A 22,299-nucleotide genomic window follows, 5' to 3' on the forward strand; every position below is an offset into this window, starting at 1 on the left:
CCCGCGGCCCGCCGTCGCCAGCAAGGAGACACTAATGACCGAAACGCCCACTGACCTGCGCGCCCAGGACGCCCCCGGGATGCTCACCGTCGGCGAGACGAGCCTGGAACTGCCGCGAGCCCTCGCGACCGACGGCTCGGATGGTCTCGCCGTCGGCAAACTGCTGGGGACCACGGGCCTGGTCACGCTCGACCCCGGCTTCACCAACACCGCCGCCTGCACCTCGGACATTACCTACATCGACGGCGCCGCCGGCATTCTGCGCTACCGCGGCTACCCGATTGAGGAGCTGGCCAAGTCCTCCACCTTCCTGGAGGTCGCCTACCTGCTGATCAACGGGGAACTGCCCGACCCGGAGACCTTCGAGCGCTTCCAGCGGCGCATCGGCCGCCACCGCCTGCTGCACGAGGACTTCCGTAGCTTCTTCACCTCCTTCCCCTCCTCCGGACACCCCATGGCGATCCTCCAGGCGGGTATCGCCGGCTTGGCCACCTACTACGAGGACACTCTCAATCCGCACGATCCTTACGAGACCGAGCTCGCCACGGTCCTACTGCTGAGCAAGATGCCGACGATGATCAGCTATATCGCGCGCCGCGCCATCGGGCTGCCGTTGCTGTATCCCGATCCCAAGCGCGGTTACGTCGAGGACTTTCTCAACATGACCTTCGGCATGCCTTATCAGGCCAGTGACATCGACCCCACCGTGGTGCGCGCCCTGGACATGTTGCTGATCCTGCACGCCGACCACGAGCAGAACTGCTCCACCTCCACGGTGCGCCTGGTCGGCTCCTCGGACGCCAACATGTACGCCTCCGTGGCCGCCGGCGTCGGCGCCCTGTCCGGGCCGCTGCACGGCGGCGCTAACGAGGCGGTGCTACGCATGCTGGACACCATCCAGTCCGAGGGGATGAGCACCTCTGAATTCGTCCGCAAGGTGAAGAACAAGGAGGACGGGGTGCGTCTTATGGGCTTCGGGCACCGCGTCTACAAGAACTACGACCCGCGCGCCGCCCTGGTGAAGGAGACCGCCCACGAGGTGCTCACGCGCCTGGGCTCCAAGGACGGGGACCGCAAGCTGGAGATCGCCATGGAGTTGGAGGAGGTGGCCCTGTCCGACGATTACTTCATCTCCCGCAGCCTGTACCCGAACGTGGACTTTTACACCGGGCTGATCTACCAGGCCATGGGCTTCCCCACGAAGATGTTCACCCCGCTGTTCGCCCTCGGCCGCCTGCCCGGTTGGATCGCCCAGTACCGGGAGATGATGAGCGACCCGGCCAAGCGCATCGGCCGTCCCCGGCAGGTGTACACCGGAGAGATCGAGCGCCACTACGTGGCCATGCACCGCCGCAAGCGCGTGCGCGAGTACCTCGACACCCGTGTTGGCGAACCCACGCTGGACCGCGTCCCGCGCGTGTGAGGGCCCGCGTTTTCGACCTACGCGACTTCGCGCAGCGGGGCCACGCCCGCGCCTATGACGACTTCGCAGCTAACCTCTAGCGTCCGGTCTGCGGCCGTGACCCGCCAGCGGCCCGCCCGGGTGCTGACAAGCAAGGCAGAGCGTGCAAGCCACTCGCCTCCCGTCGGTTAATGTGCGACGCCGATCACCCCCAAGGTTTACCGCCAGTGGCGGTGATGGCGACGCTGACAAGCTGACGGCAGGCACTTCTTGAAGCGCGATGGTCGGATCCGTCCTGTACGCGTCGTACCCGCCGCGTACGCTGGAGGCGGCTTCTTCGGCACCTCCTCTCGGAACACTCAATGTCCTTGGCCGAGAAGGTAGGAGCCAGGAGGGAGGTGGGGTCATGTCTAACCCGAAAGTTCGAGTTGTCGGCTTGGGCGTGGTGTTTACGGTCGGGGTTTTGGTTGGTGTGGTGCGGGAGTGTCGGGGTGATTATGGTCTGGGGGGTTGATCCGGGGTGGTGCTTGACGCCCGCGGGTATACGTGTATGCCGTGAGAACACGGTTCCCCGCGGGCAAGGCCCTGACTGATCTGCCAGCCCCCGACGGATAAGGTCCGGCCGCACCGCCGCAGGCACCCAGCGGTGGAATTGCGCCACCTGCCACGTCCAGGCCACCGCACCCCGCCCGGCGTCACCGTCCCAGACCGGGCAGGCGGTGCTGGGGCGAGTTCATCGACTGGGCGACCGGTGGCCACTGCCCGGCCGACGAGGCCGCCGGCGGCAGCGACAAGGCGCTTCGCCGCCACCTCACCCTTATGCCAGGCACGCCCCCGAGTCTGGACCGCACGCCCCTGTTTGGACCCCGTAAGTCTGTTTGGACCCCGTAAGTCTGTTTGGACCCCATAAGTCTGTTTGGACCGCCCCAGTAGCGCACTACGGCGGTCCAAACAGAGCGAGGCGGTCCAAACGGAGGCTGACGGCCCAAACAGAGCGAAGCGGTCCAAACAGAGCGAAGCGGTCCAAACGGAGGCTGACGGTCCAAACAGAGCGAAGCGGTCCAAACAAGACACGCCAACGGCGGCCCCCCCCACAACGCCCCGCAACACCCCCGCACCACGCCGACCTAAAGCACCACGTTCACGCCGACAAGCCGAAATCGCCTTCTTTGGCACCTCCTCTCGGAACATTCCATGTCCTTGGCCGAGAAGGTAGGAACGAGGAGGGAGGTGGGGCCCTGTCCGAGCCGAAAGGTCGACATGCCAAAGTCCGCAAGGACATGGGAATGGCCCGGCAGGTGAGCGAACTGATCGACGCTATCGCTCATCTGGTCCGGGCCATTGGCGCCCTTGTGGATGCCCCCAGCAGGAGGCTCAACTGAGCCGTCTGCCTAGGGAAGTCACCCGGTAACCGCAGGATGGCTCCCCACCTTTCTGCCGCCCGGATTTCCCGGGGCCGAGCGCCCTAGCAGGGTCGGCGTCGGGGCATGCGTGGCCACGTGGCCCGTGAATGCGGCGGCAGACGTGCATGGTACGGGCTAGACGTCCATGGGAGCGGCGAAAGTGCGGAAGTCGCCGTCGTGCTGTGCGTGCAGCTCCCAGATCCGGTCGGCCAGGGCCGCCGGCTCGTGGGAGGGCTCGCCGCCTCCGATGCCGCGCGGAATAATCAGCTGGGCGACGTGAATCCCCTCCGGGGCGAGCGCGTCGTGCAGGAGCTGCCCGTAGGCGCTCTCCCCGGCGAAGGCCACCGAGGTGCCGGTGACCATCGGGCCCGGGCGGACGGCGGAGCCGCCGTTGATCAGCAGGATCGTGCCGCGGCCGAGCTCGCGCATGCCCGGAAGTACCTGACGCACCGCATTGACGGGGCCGTAGACGGACATCTCGATGGGGCCGACCAGATCCTCCGCGCTGGTCTCCAGTACGGGCTTCATGAATTCGCGTGCCGGCACGGGGCTCCACTGGAGCACCTCAATGGGGCCGAGTTCGCGGGCAGCGTCGGCCAGAGCCCGAGTAATTGCCTTCCCGTCGCGGCCGTCGGCGACGTAGCCGCGGGCCTTGACGCCGTCTGCGCTCAGGGCGGCGACCCGCTCATCCAGGTGCTCGCGGCTGCGGGAGATCAGGGCGACGTTGAAGCCCTCCTGCCCGAAGCGGCGGGCGACGGCACGGCCCAGGCCCGGGCCGCCGCCGATGATGGCGATGGTGGTCATCGTGGTTTCCTCCGGTATCCGGCGTTTGCTCGGTGTTTATTCGGCGTGCTGTCCGGCGGCTCGGCGCCGCGAGATCGGCACTAGTCATGCCCAGACCGGCACAAGTGACGCGCCGCGGACGCCGGGCGCCGCATCGCGCAATCGCTCGGAGCCTACGCCACCCCTCCCGGTTTCGGGAGTCCCCGCCAGTGCCTCCCGGAAGTCCGGCGTCGGATGCTCCATCTGGACTGCCTGGCTGCGGTTGTCACCTGAAACGCGCTCTCAGACGGTCCAAGCGCAGTAACGCGGTCCAAGTACGAGGCCGGCAGTCAGCCGGGCCCACATCCTCAGGCCGGAAGCTTAGTTAAGGACCGTCACAGCCACTTGCGGTGCTTGAAGAAGGCGATACAGCCGATGGCCACCAGAACACTTAGGACCCCGACCGCCGGATAACTCCACGGCCACTGAAGCTCGGGCATGTGCTCGAAGTTCATCCCGTACCAGCCGACAATAAGCGTCAGCGGAGCGAAAATCGCGGTGACGATCGTGAGCGCCGCCATAATGTGGTTCTGCCGCACGTCCAGATGCATCTTGTACAGGTCACGTATCTGGAGGGCCTGGTCGCGCAGCGAGGATGCCTGGTCGCGCAGCTTGTCGAGCCGACCGTAGACCGTGCGGAAGTAGCGCAGGTCCTCGTCCCGGAAGAAGCCGTTCTCGTTCTCCTCAAGGATCTGCGTGAGATCCATGAGGTGGTCGTAGTGGCTGTCGAGGTCGCGCAGCTCGGAGCGCATCTCATTGATCCGCTCCGCCGCGCCCACGGCGGTGTCATCCAGAATTGCATCCTCCATATGATCCAGCTCACGCTCGTAGCCGCGTAGAAGGGCGGCGTCGTCCTTGATGATCTGCATGAGGAAATCGGCCAGGAAACGCTCCAGCCCCGGTCGGCGCCACCGGCGTGTGGCGGCGATGGCCGCCACGAGCCCCGCGGCAGTCTCCTGGGCATCGATGAACACCACGCCCTTCTCATCCAGTGCGAAGGCGAATCGCTTATCCGGAGCATCGGGCGACGTGCGGTCCGGGATAAAGATCGTGCCCGTGATCGCGTCGTAGTTGACCTCGGCCTGAGTGCCCAGGACGACGTCGGGATCGGGGTCGATGTCGATGCCCAGATCGAAGGTACTGCGGCGCTGGGCCCACTGCTCGGGAGTCAGTACGGCGACGAACTGCCTGTCGGCGTGGTCCACTTCTTCCGGGCCACATGGAGTCAGCGACTCGTCAATCAGGTAGTACACGGATTCTCCTCGGCGTAGCACGACAATGCGACCGGCAGCGCCGGGAGCCGGGCGATGAACCTGCACCGTCTGGCTGCGCGGCTGCGGCATTGTTTCACAGCAACGGTGGTGTGCCCCGAGGAGTATCCCGTCAGCCGGGCCGTCAGCCGGGCGATCCTCCGGCGCGGCAGCCTCACGCCAGGTCTCGCCGTCGTTCCCCTGAGCCGACGATATGCGCGTTGCGGTCAGTACAAGGTTCCGCCGCCCAGCTGCTGGGCCTTGACCAGGTCGCGCAGCAGCCAGCCGACGAGCTTGGGGTCGCAGTGGTCGAAGATGCGCGGCAGGGAGCCGTCGTCCAGGGCGCGGAAGGTCGCCAGGTCCTCATCGCTCAGCTCGAAGTCGAACACGTCGAAGTTCTCCTCCATGCGGTTGCGGTGAGTGGTCTTGGGGATTACCACCACATCTTTCTGGATTAGCGCGCGCAGGATTACCTGGCTGGGCTGCTTACCGTACTTGGCGCCGATCTCGGTGAGAACCGGGTTGGCGAAGATATTGTTCTGCCCCTCCGCGAAGGGAGCCCAGGCCTCGTGGACGACGCCGAGCTCGGCCATAACCGCGTGTGCGGCGTCGTCCTGGCGGAACGGGTGCGTCTCGACCTGGTTGACGGCCGGGGTGATCTCGGCCAGCGCGGCCACGTCCACCAGCCGCTCGGGGTAGAAGTTGGACACGCCGATGGCGCGCAGCTTGCCGGCCTTATAGGCATCCTCCAGGGCCCGGTAAGCGCCCGGGTAGTCGCCCATGGCCTGGTGCAGCAGCATCAGGTCGATGTGGTCGGTGCCGAGCTTTTCCAGCGACTCGTCGATGGAGGCGGCGGCGCGCTCATAGTTCATGTTGGACACCCAGACCTTGGAGGTGATGAACACCTCCTCTCGCGGCAGCCCGCTCTTCGCGACGGCGGCGCCCACGCCCTCCTCATTGCCGTAGGCCTGCGCGGTGTCGATGAGGCGGTAGCCGACCTGGAGGGCCTCGCTCACGCAGCGCTCGGTCTTCTCCGGCGGGGTCTGGAAGACGCCGTAGCCGAGCACGGGCATTTCGACGCCGTTGTTGAGCGTCTTGGTGGGGACGATGTTAGTCATGAGTCTGCCTCCTGGGGCGGGACATGAGCGCCGACTGTGGGGCGCGGGAGCTTGTGGTGCGGATGGTCGGTCGGTGCAGGGGTGGCCGCGCGGCGGGAGGCCCGCGAGCCGGAGGGATTCAGGCCTGCTGGGAGTAGTCGTTGACCGTCGTCGTGAAGGCGGGCGGCTCGTCGGGGATCACGTAATAGGGGGCCTGCGGGGTTTCGTTGATCGCGGCGATCTCCGCCTCGGTCAGCGTCACGTCGAGGGCGGCGAGGTTGTCCGCCATGTGGGCGGGATTCAAGGTCTTGGGGAAGGTGATGTTCTTCTCCGCCAGGTGCCAGGCCAGGATCACCTGGGCGGGGGTGGCGCCCGTGCGTTGCGCGGCGGCGGCGATCGCGGGCTCTTCCAGCAGGGTCTTGTCGCCATGGCCGAGCGGGTACCAGGCCTCTACCAGGACCTCGGTGCCGGCAGCGCGGTCCATCCGGGCCTTCAGCTCGTGCTGGTTCCAGCGCGGGTGCGCCTCCACTTGGTTCACGACCGGCTTGATGGAGGCGACGTCCAGGATCTCCTGGAACTTGGCGATCGGGAAGTTGGACAGACCGATTGAGCGGATCTTGCCCGCGGCCACGGCCTCCTCCATCGCCTTCCAGCCGGAGGTGTACTCGCCGTAGGGCTGGTGGAACAGCAGCAGGTCCAGGTAGTCCAGGCCCAGGCGCTCCAAGGTGGCGTCGATGTCCTTCACGGCCTGCGCGTAGGGGTAGGACTGCGGGAACAGCTTGCTGGTGATGAACAGGTCCTCGCGCTTCACGCTGCCGGCGGCGATGGCGTCCCGCACCACCTCGCCGACGGCGACCTCGTTGAAGTAGGCGTTGGCGGTGTCGATGTGCCGGTAGCCGAGCTCGAGGGCCTGCGGCAGGTGTTCGCGGACCTGGTCGGAGGTCATCTGGAAGACGCCGTAGCCCAGCGCCGGGATGTTGATGCCGTTGTTCATGGTGAAGGACGGGATGGTGATCATGGTCTGCTCCTCGTATCGGCTCCTAGGCACGGCGGTCATCTCGGTCAGCCGATTCAACTGCCGCGTCACGCATAAGTCTTCTCTGCGATCCGCCCGTATGTAAAATGCCAATATCGGAAGTCTTGATGCGTCAGACACATAAGTGGGGGAGTGAGCGGCAGGTGGACTTCGAGCAGCTGCGCCAGCTGGAGGCGATCGCGCGCGAGGGCACGCTCAGCGCCGCCGCTCGCTCCCTGCATCTGTCCCAGCCGGCGCTCAGCCGTTCGCTGCAACGCCTAGAGGCAGAACTGCGACAGCCCCTCTTCGACCGTCCCGGACGCCGCCTCGTTCTCAACGAGGCCGGACGCATCGCCCTGGACCACGCCGGACGGCTCCTGCGCGAGGAGAAGGCTCTGCGCGCCGTCTTGGGCGACCTCGCCCGCCGTACCCGGGCCCTGCGCGTGGGCACTGTTGCGCCGGCTCCGTTGTGGCGGCTGACCTCCCTGATCGTCGAGCGTTTCCCCGGTCTGGTGCTCACTTCCCAGTCGCTTGCCGAGGAGGAGGTGGAGGAGGGCATCGTCAGTGGCGAGATAGACCTGGGCATCTCCCTGCGGCCCCACCCGTTGCCGAGCGTGCGCTCGGCCTGGCTCATGGTGGAGAACCTCGCCGTCGCCCTGCCCGCCGGGCACGCGCTTGCGGACCGGGAGCAGGTGGCGGTCGCTGAGCTGGATGGGGAGACCTTCTTGCTGCTGGCGGACATTGGCTTCTGGCGCGAGCGCTGCGACCGCCACCTGCCCCACTCGCAGTTCGTCGTGCAGGAGGACCGGGACGTCTTCGCGCAACTGGCCAAAAGCTCCCCGCTGCCGCATTTCATCACCGACGCTCCCGCACTATCCGCTCCCGCGCCCGGACGTGTAGTCGTCCCCATTCGGGACGCCATGGCGCACGCAACCTTCTACCTGCTGCTGTGCCCGGGCGGGCGCCGCGAGGCCGCAGACGTATTCGACTGGGCGCGCGGCCGGACCTCCTGACCCGCCATCCCCTCACCCAACGCCGAGTTCGGTCGACGTTACTGCCGAGTTCGGTCGAAGTGGTCCCGGCGTCCCGATGCGCGACGACCGCATAGCAGCCGCACCCGGTCCGGGCTCAGTTGTCTAGTCGACCCAGATGCGGACGTGGTCCTCATCATCGATGACGTCGATGAGGGTGCTCGGGCCGGCGCTGTCGAGGGCGCTGTATGAGGTGGCCAGGAGTGCATTGAGATCGATGCCATGGGTGCCGGCGGCGGTGCGCACCTGCGGCACATTCGCGATGAGGGCCGCCAGCGCGGAGACTGCCTGCATGGGGAAGGCCAGGTTGACATTGTCCTGCGGGCCCCGGACCTCAATGTGGAGGCTGCGCCCGGCCGTTCGCGGTGCTTGCCGCCCGCCCTCCGTCTGTGTCGCGGGCTCGGGACGCACGAGGGTGAATCCGGTGGCTGTGGGCACAGCGGGCGACAACGCCCTCGGGGGCGATGCTGGCGACGGCGTCGCGGAGGATGCAGGCGGGGGAGGCGTCGGGCTGTCGGTCGGTGCGTCCTCATCGGGCACGGCGAGCAGTGCGTCGACGCTCGTGTCGAGCAGGGCCGCCAGGGCGGGCAGGGTGGCCACATCCGGGTAGTTCAGGTCGTTCTCCCACTTGCTGACAGCCTGCGGAGTGACGCCCATGCGTTTTGCGAGCTGCTCCTGGGTCATGCCGCGTGCGAGCCGCAGCCTGGCGATATTGCGTCCGACCGAGTGCTTCATGTATCTGCCTGCTTTCCATTGTGTTTGCACCAGGCCTGCTGGCCGTTGGTGTTGCGCCGGGGCGCTGCGGGGCGCCTGCCGGCGTTGCGCAATGACGATGATGACTGGTCCGGCACGCAGAGCGGTAGCACGCATCCGTTGATCACGGAATCCGTGAGCCGGGCACGGGGCCTGACCGACTCAACCACCGGTTGAGATGCGCATAATTCGGGGGGTGGTGGGAGGGTTCAGTGGGTGTGGTGGGTTTGTTGGGGTGGTCAGGCCCGGGTCGGGTGCGTCATCTTGGGAGTGGCGCACGCTCAGTCACTTCGCCGCCTCGGCCGGTTGGCGGGTTTTGCCTGGTATTTCGGTGTTTTTGGTTTTTGTGTGGTGGGGGTTGGTTGGCTCCAGCGTGCGCCGTGGGGGTTGCGGCACGCTGGAGCTGGTTGGCCTGTTTTTCGGGTGGTGTGCTTTCCGCGTGATTATGCCGTTTCTGTGGAAGCGTGCCGGGACTGAGCGTGCGGCACGTGCTCGCGCCGGGCCTGCCCGTGCGCGTGCTCGGCTCCCGGTGTTTGCGAGCGCAATGGCGGGGAGGGTGTGGGGCGTGCGCTGAGGACAGGTAGTCGCGCTCCGGGCCGTCCCGCAATGGCGGAGGGTGCGGGGCGTGCGGATGGTGGGATGCCGACCGGAGCAGTCGCGCCGCGCACTGCGTGGTGACGGGCGCAGGCCGGTAATGTCCGCGTTCGGCACTGATGTCGTTGGTGCGCATGCGGTCTGGCGGGGCATCCGCGTGATTCCGACGTATTGTCCGTGGACGCCGGCACGGCTGGCATGGTTCGCACCGAATCCGGGCACTCCGCTATGGCCTACAGCCGGGACCCCCCACCACACTCCCAAACCGAAAGAGCCCTCAATTATCGCGATTCGCTCGGGGTGAGAAGGACACATGTAGGGCGTCGTGGATGGGCACATGCTGGGTATCGGGGGGTGCGGATCCTGGGGCTTGCCCGGGCACGGGCCCTCTACTTGGACCGGTTTCTTCACTTGGACCGCGTTCCGGCGCTTGGACCGTCTGAGAGTGCGTTAAAGGCGGTCCGACTGAAGCCAGCTGGTCCAATCAGGTGAGCGATCTCAAGGCGAACTTGACTCGCATCCGCCTCCACCGTGTCTCTCCGGGGCCTCTCCACGCCCAGATCGGAAGAGCCGGATATCGCCTGCTTCGAGCGAGCCCTCAGCGGCACCACCTTTGCGGCCGCGGTGCGTTGGTGATGATAGCGGTGCAGGTCTCGGGGTGGGCTCCTTCGCTAGGCGGGGACGGTTCCGGGGTCGCGTCGGCGGCCTCGTCGGAGGCCGCGAAGCCCATACCGGGGCCCCAGCCAGCCGATTAGCCCACCCACGGCCAGCGCGGCCATGGTCTCGGCCACGATGATCGCGGCCCAGATGCCCGTGGAACCCACGAGCAGCGGCAGCAGCAGGACCGAGCCCACCTCCAGACCGAGGGTGCGGCCAGCCGCCAGCGCCGCCGAGACGAGCCCGTTGCCCAGTGCCGTGAACAATGATGAGCCGTACATGCTCACGCCCATGGGCAGGAAGGAGATGGAGAAGATGCGCAGCGCCGTCTCGGTCAGCTCCATGAGACCGGGGTCGCGTCCGGCGAAGACGAGCGCCAGCGGGTGCGCCAACAGTTGTGAGGTGAGCAGCATCGCCGCGCCGGCCACGCCGAGTATGGCCAGTGAGGTACGCATCAGGCTGCGCTTCTCCACGTCGTTCGCGGCGCCGTGCCGGTAGCTCATCAGCGGGGCGGCGCCCATGCAGAAGCCCTCGAAGACCGCGGTGAAGATCATGCTGACGTACATGACCACGCCGTAGGCGGCCACCCCGTCGGGGCCGACATACTTCAGCAACTGCAGGTTGTAGATGATGCTGACCACCGAGATGGCCACCACCGCCATCATCTCCGATGATCCGTTCACACATACCCGTCCCAGCGCGGCCAGGTCCCCGGCCGGGCGGCCCAGCCGCAGGAAGCTGCTGTTCGGGCGAGCGAACCAGAACAACGGCACCAGGCCGCCGAACAGCTCCGAGGCTACGGTGGCCCACGCGGCTCCGGCCACGCCCCACCCGAGGGCGCCGACGAACAGCAGATCCAGAGCCATGTTGGTCACCCCCGCCGCAACCGTCACATACAGTCCGAGTCGGGGCCTGCCCGCGGTGGAGGCGAAGGTCTGGAAGGCGTACTGCAGCATGAACGCAGGCAGCGAGACCATCAGAATCCGCCCGTACAGCACGCACAGCTCAAGCATCTGGCCGGATGCACCGAGCAATTGGGCGACGGGCCGCATGGCCAGCGCGCCGATGAGTGCCAACGCGATGCCCGCCCCGAGCGCGACGTAGACGATCATGGAGAAATAACGATTCGCCAGTTCGCCGTCGCCCCGGCCGCGGGTGTGGGAGATGAGTTCACTGCCGCCCGAGCCCATCATGAAGCCGAGGGTGCCCAGGATCATGATGAACGGCATGATCAGGGTGACGGCGGCCAGCGCCGTCTTGCCGGCGAAGTTCGCGACGAACAGGCCGTCGACCACGCCGTAGATCGAGGTGAAGATCATCATCGCGATGGAGGGCGCCGTGAAGCGCAGCAGTGCGCGCGGCCCCAGGTGCTGGGACATGTCCATAGTCGTCAGTCGTATTCGACTGCGTCCAGCTCTTCTACCAGGACGTTCGCGTGTTCGGTCAGGGCGGCGGCGAGCTCGTTGCGCTGAGCAGATGTTATCGAGGCCAGGGCTGTGAGCTCGGCATTGATGATGGGGATGATGTGCTCGGCGATGAGTGCACTGCCCTGATCGGTCAGGTAGACGTGGGTGCTTCGCCCCGGCCCGGGCTCAAGGTGCACGATGCCGTCTTCCTGGAGCCGTTTGATGGCGGAGTTGACTGTTTGCTTCCGGGTGAAGCACAGCTCGCCAAGTCGGCTCTGCGAGCAGCCCTCACCCTCCATGTGCAGTGCATACAGAATGTCGAATGCTGCATCCGACAGTCCCGCCGCCCGGGCGGCCCGGTGGTAGGCGTCCTCAGTGCGTTTGATCGTCGTGTTGATCGCCTGCTGCAGTTCCATCAGGTCGGTGGCCATGTGACCCCTTCAGTCCTTGAGTCCGAGTTCGGACCTACTGTACAGGGTGCGGCCTAGCGGATCGGTCAGTGTGTGCTGTGAGGTGTGTCCAAGGCCCCTGAGAGGAGGCCCGGTGTGGCGTGGGGTGCTCGGGGTGGGGTCTGTCTGTTCGATTCGTCGTCGCGAAACTCTTCCCCAACAATGGACCGAGCGGTAGGATTGTGACAAGCGGGTGCTCTCAGGTGAGCACCCCACAACCTGGCCTGACAGAAGGGGCTCACAGTGGAGCAGAACATGAACCAGTACGAGATTGACCACCTGGCAACGGTACGCGCGGGGGCGCCCGAATCCATGGTGCTGCTGAAGACCGACGGATCCTTCCCCCTTAAGGGCCTCGGCAGGATCGCACTGTACGGGGCGGGTGCCCGGCGCACGATCAAGGGCGGAACCGGCAGCGGCGACGTCAACTCCCGCCATGTGGTCACCGTTGAGGAAGGGCTCGAGAACGCCGGCTTCACCATCACCACCAAGTCCTGGCTGGACGCCTATGATCGCGTCGCCGAGGAGAACCACAAGACCTTCGTCGCAGACCTGAAGGCTCAGGCCAAGGCTGCGGGCGTGCCCGCCATCTACTTCGGAATGGGCGCAGTCGAGCCCGCCCCCGCCTTCGACCTGCCGCTCGACGGCGACGGCGAGGCCGCCATCTACGTCGTCGCCCGCGACTCTGGTGAGGGAAATGACCGCCACCCCGAGGCCGGCGACGTGAAACTCACCGATTCCGAGATCCGCGACATCAGCGCACTCGCCACCAAGTTCGACAAGTTCCTACTGGTGCTCAACGTCGGCGGCGTCGTCGACCTGACGCCGGTGAAGGACGTGAGCAACATCCTGCTGCTGTCCCAGCTGGGCGCCGCTATCGGCGACGCCTTCGCCGACGTGCTGCTCGGCAAGAGCTACCCCTCCGGCAAGCTATCCACCACCTGGGCGGCCTGGGAGGACTACTCCACTGAGGGTGACTTCGGCGACCCGGATGACACCAACTACCGCGAGGGCGTCTACGTCGGTTACCGCTACTTCGACTCGGTCGGCACCGCCCCGATCTTCCCCTTCGGCTACGGCCTGGGCTACACCACCTTTACCATCGGCGCCCCCGCCGTCAGCGCCTCCGGCTCCGAGATCACCGTGAAGGCCTCCGTGACCAACACCGGCACCGCCGCCGGCAAGGAGGTCGTCCAGGTCTACGTCTCCGTGCCCGCCGGCGACCTCGACCAGCCCTACCAGGCCCTGGCCGCCTTCGCCAAGACCGGCGAGCTTGCTGCGGGCGCGGCCGAGGACGTCGCCGTCACCTTCGACCTGACCGACATCGCCTCCTATGACGCCGCCAAGGCCGCCACCGTGCTCGAGTCCGGCGACTACGTGGTGCGCGTGGGCGCTTCCAGCCGTGACACGGTCCCCGCGGCCGTCGTCGAGCTGGCCGAGACGGCGATTGTCCGTCGGCTCCACGACGCCCTGGGAGACCCCGGCTTCACCGACTTCAAGCCGGCCGCACCGGTCGCCGTCGAGGTGCCGGCCGACCTTCCGCGGCTGGCAGTGACCGCCGCCGACCTGCGCCGTGAGGACACCCACGCCCCCGTGGACCTGACCGAGGCCCTCGACTACGTGAAGAACCTGTCCGACGACGAACTGTCCTACATCGTGCTGGGTGACTACAGCGACGACGCCGAGAAGCAGTCCATCATCGGTCAGGCCTCGCAGGCACTGGTCGGCGCCGCGGGCCAGACCACCACACGCTTCGAGGGGCTGCCGTCGCTGGTCATGCCCGACGGCCCCGCCGGACTGCGCCTGTCGCCTCAGGTGGGCGTGGACGCCGATGGCGCCTTCCCGCTCGGGGAGGCCCTGGGCGGCCTGTTCGCCGAGCTCATGGACGACGAGTCTGTTGCCGCGCTCGGCGGTGACACCGCCCCCGCGCCCCGTACCCCGGAGCGCACCTACGAGCAGTACGCCACCGCCATCCCGATCGGCACCGCCATTGCCCAGACCTGGAATCCCGAGCTGGCCGCCGCCTATGGCGACCTGGTGGGCGTGGAGATGGACCACTTTGGCGCCCACCTGTGGCTGGCCCCGGCCTTCAATCTGCACCGCACCATCCTGTGCGGGCGCAACTTCGAGTACATGTCTGAGGACCCGCTGCTCGCCGGCCGCATGGCCGCTGGTATCACCCGCGGCGTCCAGGCCCACCCGGGTCGCGCCGTCACCGTCAAGCACTTCGCCTTCAACAACCAGGAGACGAACCGCCTGAACTCCAACAGCCACGTCTCCCAGCGGGCCGCCCGCGACCTGTACCTGCGCAGCTTCGAGATCGTTATCCGTGAGGCTCAGCCCCACGCGCTCATGACCTCCTACAACCTGCTCAACGGGGTGCACACCTCCGAGTCCGCCGACCTGCTGGAGACCATCCTGCGCGAGGAGTGGGGCTATAAGGGCCTGGTCATGACCGACTGGGTGGTGGACTCCATGGCCCGCACGGACCTGAAGTACCCCCGCGCCACCGCCTCGGCCACCGTCAAGGCCGGCAACGAGCTGTTCATGCCCGGCTGCGAGGCGGACCGCCAGGACATCCTCGCGGCCCTGCGCGACGAGGGGACGGCGGCCGTGACGCTGACCCGCGCCGAGCTCGAGAAGCAGGCCGCCCGGGTGGTGCGCATGGCCCACCTGCTGGGCGACGTCGCCTCCGCCCCGGAGGTCTGAGCACTTCCGCGCTGCATGCTCGGGCTTGGATCAACCAGGCACTAAGGGGCCCCGTCTGACGCCGCGTACCGGCGCCGGACGGGGCCCCGCCCGTGGCAGGATCATGCTCGGACCCGACGACGCCGCAGTCGCCCGCCACCGACGTCACCGACCGACCCGGGCGGCCCGGCCGCCTGCGACCAGCCCCGGAGACGCAACCTGACAACCGCCAGCACAAAGCACCGACAACCAAGCACAAGGGAGACACCATGGCACTGACCCCCGAGGCGATCGAGACCTTCACCCGCCTGTTCGGCTCCGCCCCCGAGCCCAGCCCCACCGACCCCGAACTCATGGAGACCCTCCAGAACCACATATTCGGCGAGGTCTTCTCCGCCGGCGTGCTCACCGACGTCGAGCGCGAGTTGATCACCGTTACCTGCCTGGCCTCCATGCAGACCCTGCCGCAGCTGCGCGCCCACACGGCTGTTGCGTTGAACGTCGGGGCCACCCCCGAGCAGCTGCGCGAGGTCATCTACCAGTGCCAGCCCTACATCGGCTACCCCAAGACCCTCAACGCCATCGGCGTGGTCAACGAGGTCCTGACCGAGCACGGCGTCCAGCTGCCCCTGCCGAGCGCCGCCACCGTCGACTACGCCGACCGGGACGAGGCCGGCGCCGCCATCCAGACCCCGCTGTACGGGGACGAGGTCAAGGCCGTCTTCGCCAAGTTGCCCGAGCCCTTCGACACGCAGGTGCCGCACCTGCTCACCGCCATCGGCTTCGGGGAGGTCGAGTCCCGCGGCGTGCTGAGCGTAGCCGAGCGCGAGATCATCAGCCTGGTGGCCATCGCCGCCATCGGCGCCGCTACCCAGCTCACTCCCCATGTGGCCGGAGCGATCAAGGCCGGCAACACCCGGCAGAAGGTCGCCGCCGCCCTGGTGCAGGCCATGCCCTACATCGGTGGCCCCTATGCCCTGTCCGGCCTGGTGCTGGTGGCGAACTACGATCCCAACGCCTCCTCCGAGGCCTACCGGTGAGGTCACCGCCGCCCTGCGTCGCCTCTCCGCCACCACCCCTATCGCCGAGGTCGGTAGGTGTTACGTGCCGAGGCCGGTCGATATGACCGCTGAGGTATGGGGGCTGTGCGGCTCGCCGCAGGGCGCCGGTAGGTAGATACGTAGTCAGCACGGTTTCTCTGGAGCGTCTTGGGCGGACGCTCCAGAGAAACCGGGCTGGCTCACCTCGGCCAGTAGAAGGCGCCCTGTTTGCATTTCTCGGATGGAATCCAGTGGCCGTACGGGCCGACAAGCTCGTCGAACAGCGGTCCGCTGTCGATGATTTCAAACTGGAAAGCGCAGCGCTTAGTGTCGTTCGAGTAACTCTGTGGCTCCCAAGTTCCCGGAATGATCCTCAGGAGAGCGCGAGTAACGCCGCGATGCACCGCAACGGCATACTTGATCCCGCTGCCTTCTACTCTCGCGATGCTGAGAGGCCACCACCCGCAGGCGGACTCTCCGATCTTCTGGTAGTTCTTCTCGCGTTCCTCGCGAGTCAGCCATTCTGATCGGAATCCATGACCATAACGCTTGTAGCCTCCGGGCATATCTTCCCCATCGGGAGTCTCGGTCCAACCTGCGAGTTTGATTGTCAACAACGGGCCGGGGTAGGTGAGTTCGGGTGCTCCCTTCTCGGCAATCAGGTCATCGAGAAGCACTACCCCGTGGCCGCGGGCTTTTTCGCGCCGCGCATTCGTTAACTGCTCCTTTAAGCCGTCGGGGTGGCGCGATGATCCGTTGGTGATCGGCGTCACCGGCATGGAACGGAGCAGGTCTATGCAGACCGCCTCAGCCGCCGTGTATTCGAGATCCTTTTTCATTCCATAACGCAGAATCCATATTTGGGGATCGCGGTCGTCGGCGCGTATGTCTCGGATCTTCTGCACTTTTTTACTTACTGTGTCATGAGTGTCGTCCTCGTCCTCCTTCTCCTCTGGTTTTGTGAGCATCGCTTCCCGGCCGTGTGCGCCAAACCGTTCACCTCTTCCCTTTCCGACATAAAAGGGGATTCCGTCTCGTGGGTCGACGAGCATGTAGACGTAGCGGCCGAGCTCGTCCGCAACTTGGGATTGGACGGCCGGATCAATCTTGGTAGAAGCTGAGGTCATGCCGGTTCCTTCGGGTGCCTGGACATCGGTGTCGGATGGGTATTGGCGGGTATCGACGGTCGATCGCCTTGGTTGGTCTTGGTGGAGGTACCTAGGGCGTGATGCCTGGATGGCAGGGTAGCAGTCGTGGACTCTGGTAGTCCTTCTGGCTGCTGTTGTTGTCAGAAACGTTGTCAAACGGTGCGTCTTGGGGATGGTGTTCTTTCGTCGGAGGGTGTGCCGGTCGTTTTGCGTGACGCGGGTGGCCGGGTGACTGATCTGGGGCGGACCGGATCGGCGCTGATTCATTGGCGCGGCCCTGCGTTGGGTGGTGACGTGGCCGAGTGCCGCTCGTGGCTAACGCCCCCGAATTCGTGTCAGACCTGCGTCATAGCCTGGCCTCATGGCCGGTATGGAGACCTTCACGCCCAGATCAGCGATGGACCTAGATCAGGACCGAGTGCGGCGTGCTCGTGAGCAGGCGCGGCTTTCGGGGCGGCTGGGTCTGCTCGGCTCCGAGTGCAGCTTGGTTCCAGCGCAGCTCATGGATCCTGTCACCGAACCGGTGATGACCAACCAGGCGAGCGTGGCGGTGGCGATCGTCTCCGAGCAGTCGCCGCTCAAGCAGGCCCGTGACGCAGCAGCGCGGGGCGGCCTGCGCGGAGCCACGCACGTGGTGCCGCCGGAGTTGAGCGACGCGGAGCTGACCACCATGCTCGGTAACGCCCTGTGCATTCCCGTGCACGCAAGCCGCCTCAACGTCGTCGTACCCGTCATCGCCGGACAACAGGCGCCCAGCACGGCTGAGTCCCCGGCGCCGACGGCCTCGCTGCTCGCCCGAGTGCGGCAGGTGCTGTCCAGTTATCCGGTGCGTGACTCGGACAATCTCGCGGCCGGACGCGGCGGGCAGGGCTACACCCTGCCCGAGAAGATGGCCATCCTCCATGCAGGCACGGCGGCCGGCTCCGAGCGCGACCAAGCGTTGCTCCAGGTAGCCGATGACATCGTCGGCCCCGTGGACTGGGAACGTTGGTCCGGCATCGGACGCACGGTCCGCGCAGACCTGGACGCCTTCTTCGCCGACCAGTTGCGCCTGCGCCGGAGTGACCCGTGGATCCGCGCACTCATCACCGCGCTTGAGCGCGACACCGGCATCGTGGGGGAACGGCGAGTGGCGGAGGAACTCACCATCCAGGCCGTCCTCACCGGCAATCTCCTGCGTGAGCCCTCCGGCCTTACCGCGGCGGAATACCGCACCAGGGGGCCGCGGGACATCGAGAGCATGCGCTCACTGCTCGAACTCATCCAGGCACCAATGCCCAACGAGCGGATTCTCGAGCTGCTCGCTCCGCTGGACGATCTGCGCTCCCTGGTCCAACGCCGCAGCTGGATCAATCCCGACCTCCACTTCGTAATGGCCCTCCTGGACGAACTCGTCGAGAACTTCCTCACCCCCGTCTTCCCCGAGGCCATGAGCAGGATCAACGCCCCTCTGCCGGACGCGCTCGCAGACGCCCTCGTATGGGCCGCCGACGAGATGGCCCTGCGCTATCTGCGTCCCTTCGGCCTACGCAACCCCCAGCACGCCCACGTCCTCGATCCGATGACCGGAGCGGGTGAACTCATCTCGCGCTTCCTGATACCCGGATCAGTCAGTCCGCAGACGGCGAAGACCGTGTGGCCTCGCGGCGGCGCCTACACGATCAGTTCCGGCGTCATGTCCAGATTCCTCGCCAACGCGCGGATCGAGACCGCACAGGAGGCGCAGGGCTGGCCGACCATCCATTCGGACTGGGACGCCGTAGATGGTCCCCGTCTCCAGCTGCCACTGCGGGTTCTCGCAGATCCGCTGCTTCTGGACCTGCCGGCACTCGGCCCGGCGCCGCAGCGCCTGCATTCGGCCACCTACCCCCTACAGCCCACATGGTTCGAGCAGGACGAGTTCGACAAGGCCGCCATCTGCCACTACCCGCCCCACGTGATCGTCTGCAACCCGCCCCGCGGGCAAGCGGCCGCCGGCTCAGAGTCTCGCTACGCCGGTCTGGACGCCAGGCTCGCCGCCGCATACGACGCCGCCGGAACACCGACGCCGACCAACATGGACACGCGCATACTGACCTGGGCGTGCGAGCACATCCCCGACTACGGGGTCATCGCCCTTGTTGTCAGCGCCGCACTGATTGAGGACCCGGAATATGCCGGGCTCCGGCGCCGCCTCATCGCGCAGATGGACAGCATCCGCGTTATCGATCCCAGAGACCGAGAGGACCTCGTATCTCCGTACGAGGACACCGTGCTTCTCATCGCCGCCCACGCAGGCGAACCTACCGATGAATGCAATGTCCTGTACTACCGGGGGTTGCCCGACCCGAACAACTGGGAGCAGGGGTGGCATCCGATCAGCTCCGCGAGCGGTGCCCCATGGAGCCTGCCTCGGCCGGTCGCTCCCGGCGGCTACCGGTGAGCGCCGTAATGCGAGTACAGTCGTTGGCTGTGCCGCAGGCCACGATTCGTCTCAGCGCTTTCAACTCGCCGCTGGGACCCATGACGCTGGCCGCCGCCACGGGGGAGGGGCTGCCCGACGGCGGCGCCGTCGTCGGCGTCTGGTTCGACGGGCAGCGCCACGACCGCGCCGGACTCACCAGCGACGCGCGCCCGGTGACCCCCGGCGCCGCGGACGAGCCGCCTGTGCTGGCGCAGACCCGAGCCTGGCTGGAACGCTACTTCACCGGCGAGGACCCCGGCCCGACCCCCGCCCTGGCCGCGGCCGGCACCGACTTCCAACAGCGCGTGTGGGATCGACTGCGTACTATTCCGCGCGGGCAGACCACCACCTACGGGCGCATCGCCGCCGACCTCGCGGCCGCCAGCGGCCGGTCCGCCTCGGCCCGCGCCGTCGGCTCCGCCGTGGGCCGCAACCCCGTCAGCCTGCTCGTGCCCTGTCACCGCGTGCTGGGTGCCAACGGCGCCCTGACCGGCTACGCCGGCGGGCCCGAACGCAAGGCCGCCCTGCTGCGGCTGGAAGGAGTGGCTGTCGCGTGAGCAGCTTCCGGAAACACCGCTCCGAGTTGCGGCGCACCCGCCTCGACGTCGTCTCCCGCAGCGCACCCATGGAGGGCGTGCTCACCGTTCCTGAGGAGGCGGGCGACGGCGTCCACGCCACTCGCGAACGCCGCCTCCCGCTGGTGATCTGCTGCCACGGCTTCACGGACTCGCTGCACGGCACCGCCGATGTGGCCGACCACCTGGCCGCCCTCGGCCTGGCGACCTACCGCTTCACCTTCAACGGCGGCTGGGCCGGCGCCGACATGACCGGCATGAGCGTGCTAACGGAGGTGGAGGACCTCGAGGCCGTGCTCGACGCCGCACGTGCGGGCGCCGCGGCAGGCGCCGGCCCCTGGGCGGGAATCGACCCGGAACGCATCGCCCTGCTGGGCAAGTCCCAGGGCGGCGCCGTCGCGGTGCGCGCCGTCGGCCTCCTGGACGGCCCCAGTGCGTGAGGCCGGCGGCCTGGCGGGGGCCGAGGCGGAAGACGAGACGAACGACTACCTCGCCCGCGAGTTGACGGTGCCGGTCGGCGCGGCCGGCGCCGACCCGGGCGGGCTCGTCCACGCCCTGACCTACGTGCCCCGCGCCGCCGCGGCCGGGCGGCTGCGCGCCCCGCTGGTGGTGTGCTGCCACGGGCTGGGGGAGTCCGGGCTGCGGGTGGCGCCGGTCGCCCAACGGCTGGCCGCCGCGGGCGCCGTCGCCATCGCCCCCAGCTTCCGCGGGGGAGGAGCCCCGACCACAGGCCCGACCACCGCCATGACCATCGGCACCGAACTGGCCGACCTGGATGCCGTATTGAAGACCGCCCGCACCTGGCCCTTCGTCGACACCGCCCGCACCGCCCTGTTCGGTCGCAGCCAGGGCGGACTCGTGGCCATGGAGGCGGCCGCCGCCCACCCGGCGCAGATCGCCGCGCTGACCCTGTGGTACCCGGCGCTCGCGGCCCCTGCCTCGGTGCGGCGCCGCTTCGGGCGCCTCGACGCGGTGCCGGAGACCTTCACCTCCCGCGTCGACGGCCGCGACATCACGCTCGGACGGGACTTCGCCCGCGACCTCTGGACCCGCGACGTCGAGGCCGCCATGCGCCGCTACCCCTCCCCGGTGCTGCTGGTGCACGGCGAGGCGGACGCCGACGTGCCCCTCGCCGTCTCGCAGGCGGCCGCCCGCACCCTCCCCGACGCCCGCCTGGAGCGCATCCCCGGTGCGGGGCACGGCTTCGGCGACGCGAACTTCGAGGCGGCCGTGGGGTGGACCGTGGACTTCCTGGCCTGGGCGGGCGTCCTGGACGACTGAGGTCGAGGTCGCCGGCCGGTGCGGACCGGGCGGGCGCGTCGGCGATGGTCGGCGGGTGCAGGCGACTTGTGTTCTTGCCCCTAATACCTCGAATCGCCATAATCGCCTGGGTGACCGAGACTCCCACCTCATCGCCGCTCGACGCAGCCAACCTGGTTCGTATTGACCGCCTAGCCGAGGCCCTGATCGACGCGGACGCCGTCCTAGTCGGCGCCGGCGCGGGGCTGTCGGTCGCCGACGGCGATGCGCACGCCGGCCCCGCATTTGAGGCGCGCTTCGCCGACTTCTACGCCGCCCGTGGCATCACCGACGCCTACTCCGGCGGCTTCTACCCCTTCCCCACGCCGGAGGAGAGGTGGGCCTTCTGGGCGCGAAACATCCTCCTCCAGCGCTACGAGTCCGGCCCCGGCGCCGTCTACCGCGACCTGCATGACCTGCTGGACGGGCGCGACTACTTTGTCCTGACTACCAACGTCGACCACCGTTTCCAGAACTCCGGCTTCCCCAAGGACCGCCTGTTCTACACCCAGGGCGACTACGGCCTGTTCCAGTGCTCCGTGCCTTGCAGCCAGGACACCTATGACAACTACGACGCCGTCGTCGCCATGGATGCTGGCGAGCGCGCCAACACCGCCGCGGGCACCCCGATGCGAGTGCCCACACACCTGCTTCCCACCTGCCCTCGCTGCGGCGAGCCGCTGACCACCAACCTGCGCTCGGATGACACCTTCGTCCAGGACGCCGGCTGGTACGCCGCCGCCGAGCGCTACGTCGCCTGGACCGACGCCCACCAGAGCGGGCGCGTGCTCCACCTCGAACTCGGAGTGGGCATGAACACCCCCGGCATCATCAAGTACCCGTTCTGGCGCCGCGTGCACGCCAACCCCGAGTCCATCTACGCGGCGGTGTCGCTGGAGCCCGGCACGCCCCGCGAGATCGCCGGCCGCTCCATCCTCGTAGATGCCGACCTCGGCGCTGCCCTTTCCGCGCTGCGTGAACGGCTGTCTGAGCAATAGCGGACACTGGTCAGCCCACGTGACACGCAGCGGCGATCCAACCAGGGTCCCGCGGTCTGAGCAGGGGGTAGCGGGGGATGTCTCTGTCCGTCGCCGTGGCGGTCCTCCGTGTTGACTAACTCTCTGGGCGAAGCTTCCTCCGTCATGGGGCACGGCAGCCGCCATAACGACCGACCTCGGTGGTTACTTCGACCGACCTCGGTGGTTACTTCGACCGACCTCGGTGGTT

At 67.5% G+C, this 22,299-nt stretch carries 17 protein-coding genes; 9 read left to right on the forward strand and 8 right to left on the reverse strand.

All coding sequences use genetic code 11. From position 1 onward, the window contains the following. Window positions 1–34: 34 nt before the first annotated feature. Window positions 35–1,423 (forward strand): citrate synthase, encoded by a 1,389-nt coding sequence (locus CWT10_RS04445; RefSeq protein ID WP_103063464.1) that lies wholly within the window; start codon window positions 35–37, stop codon window positions 1,421–1,423. Window positions 1,424–2,940: 1,517 nt separating this feature from the next. Here the strand turns inward: CWT10_RS04445 and CWT10_RS04455 are convergent. The 4 genes from CWT10_RS04455 to CWT10_RS04470 form a co-directional block, all read right to left on the reverse strand. Next, window positions 2,941–3,609 (reverse strand): SDR family NAD(P)-dependent oxidoreductase, encoded by a 669-nt coding sequence (locus CWT10_RS04455; RefSeq protein ID WP_103063466.1) that lies wholly within the window; start codon window positions 3,607–3,609, stop codon window positions 2,941–2,943. A gap of 353 nt (window positions 3,610–3,962) precedes the next feature. Next, complete coding sequence (locus CWT10_RS04460) at window positions 3,963–4,880, reverse strand: magnesium transporter CorA family protein (RefSeq protein ID WP_103063467.1); 918 nt, start codon at window positions 4,878–4,880, stop codon at window positions 3,963–3,965. 224 nt (window positions 4,881–5,104) lie between these two features. After that, window positions 5,105–5,995 carry an aldo/keto reductase gene (locus CWT10_RS04465; protein WP_103063468.1) on the reverse strand — a complete coding sequence of 297 codons (891 nt, stop codon included), beginning with the start codon at window positions 5,993–5,995 and terminating at the stop codon, window positions 5,105–5,107. Window positions 5,996–6,113: 118 nt separating this feature from the next. Then, on the reverse strand, window positions 6,114–6,992 hold the full coding sequence (locus tag CWT10_RS04470; RefSeq protein WP_103063469.1) for an aldo/keto reductase: 879 nt from the start codon (window positions 6,990–6,992) through the stop codon (window positions 6,114–6,116). A 125-nt stretch (window positions 6,993–7,117) separates the two neighbouring features. Here CWT10_RS04470 and CWT10_RS04475 point away from each other — a divergent pair, with 125 nt between their 5' ends. After that, window positions 7,118–8,002, forward strand: a complete 885-nt coding sequence (locus tag CWT10_RS04475; RefSeq protein ID WP_233188192.1) for a LysR family transcriptional regulator — start codon at window positions 7,118–7,120, stop codon at window positions 8,000–8,002. Window positions 8,003–8,125: 123 nt separating this feature from the next. Here the strand turns inward: CWT10_RS04475 and CWT10_RS04480 are convergent, their stop codons facing one another. The 3 genes from CWT10_RS04480 to CWT10_RS04490 all read right to left on the reverse strand — a co-directional run bounded on the left by CWT10_RS04480 (window position 8,126) and on the right by CWT10_RS04490 (window position 11,861). Beyond that, the gene (locus CWT10_RS04480) at window positions 8,126–8,755 is read right to left on the reverse strand and encodes a helix-turn-helix transcriptional regulator (protein WP_103063471.1); all 630 of its coding nucleotides are present in this window, start codon (window positions 8,753–8,755) and stop codon (window positions 8,126–8,128) included. 1,283 nt (window positions 8,756–10,038) lie between these two features. Next, a complete protein-coding gene (locus CWT10_RS04485; RefSeq protein WP_199176352.1) occupies window positions 10,039–11,403 on the reverse strand; it encodes an MATE family efflux transporter in 1,365 nt (454 codons plus the stop codon). Window positions 11,404–11,414: 11 nt separating this feature from the next. Then, complete coding sequence (locus CWT10_RS04490; protein ID WP_128683285.1) at window positions 11,415–11,861, reverse strand: MarR family winged helix-turn-helix transcriptional regulator; 447 nt, start codon at window positions 11,859–11,861, stop codon at window positions 11,415–11,417. Window positions 11,862–12,134: 273 nt separating this feature from the next. Here CWT10_RS04490 and CWT10_RS04495 point away from each other — a divergent pair, with 273 nt between their 5' ends. After that, complete coding sequence (locus tag CWT10_RS04495) at window positions 12,135–14,588, forward strand: beta-glucosidase (RefSeq protein ID WP_174721933.1); 2,454 nt, start codon at window positions 12,135–12,137, stop codon at window positions 14,586–14,588. 248 nt (window positions 14,589–14,836) lie between these two features. Further along, window positions 14,837–15,607, forward strand: coding sequence for a carboxymuconolactone decarboxylase family protein (locus CWT10_RS04500; protein ID WP_103063474.1), 771 nt, complete (start codon window positions 14,837–14,839; stop codon window positions 15,605–15,607). Window positions 15,608–15,807: 200 nt separating this feature from the next. Here the strand turns inward: CWT10_RS04500 and CWT10_RS04505 are convergent, their stop codons facing one another. After that, a complete protein-coding gene (locus CWT10_RS04505; RefSeq protein WP_103063475.1) occupies window positions 15,808–16,734 on the reverse strand; it encodes a GIY-YIG nuclease family protein in 927 nt (308 codons plus the stop codon). A gap of 382 nt (window positions 16,735–17,116) precedes the next feature. On the opposite strand from CWT10_RS04505, the gene CWT10_RS04510 reads away from it, so the two are divergent. The 5 genes from CWT10_RS04510 (at window position 17,117) to CWT10_RS04530 (ending at window position 22,070) form a co-directional block, all read left to right on the forward strand. Continuing rightward, on the forward strand, window positions 17,117–19,177 hold the full coding sequence (locus CWT10_RS04510; protein WP_128683286.1) for a hypothetical protein: 2,061 nt from the start codon (window positions 17,117–17,119) through the stop codon (window positions 19,175–19,177). Window positions 19,178–19,206: 29 nt separating this feature from the next. Continuing rightward, the gene (locus tag CWT10_RS04515) at window positions 19,207–19,755 is read left to right on the forward strand and encodes a methylated-DNA--[protein]-cysteine S-methyltransferase (RefSeq protein ID WP_233188193.1); all 549 of its coding nucleotides are present in this window, start codon (window positions 19,207–19,209) and stop codon (window positions 19,753–19,755) included. After that, window positions 19,752–20,213, forward strand: coding sequence for an alpha/beta hydrolase family protein (locus tag CWT10_RS04520; protein WP_103063477.1), 462 nt, complete (start codon window positions 19,752–19,754; stop codon window positions 20,211–20,213). Before CWT10_RS04515 ends, CWT10_RS04520 begins: the two co-directional genes overlap by 4 nt. Then, on the forward strand, window positions 20,206–21,054 hold the full coding sequence (locus CWT10_RS04525; protein ID WP_103063478.1) for an alpha/beta hydrolase family protein: 849 nt from the start codon (window positions 20,206–20,208) through the stop codon (window positions 21,052–21,054). Before CWT10_RS04520 ends, CWT10_RS04525 begins: the two co-directional genes overlap by 8 nt. A gap of 110 nt (window positions 21,055–21,164) precedes the next feature. Further along, window positions 21,165–22,070, forward strand: coding sequence for an SIR2 family NAD-dependent protein deacylase (locus CWT10_RS04530; protein ID WP_233188194.1), 906 nt, complete (start codon window positions 21,165–21,167; stop codon window positions 22,068–22,070). Window positions 22,071–22,299: the final 229 nt, after the last annotated feature.

The sequence above is a fragment of the Actinomyces qiguomingii genome, assembly GCF_004102025.1.
GTDB lineage: Bacteria > Actinomycetota > Actinomycetes > Actinomycetales > Actinomycetaceae > Actinomyces > Actinomyces qiguomingii.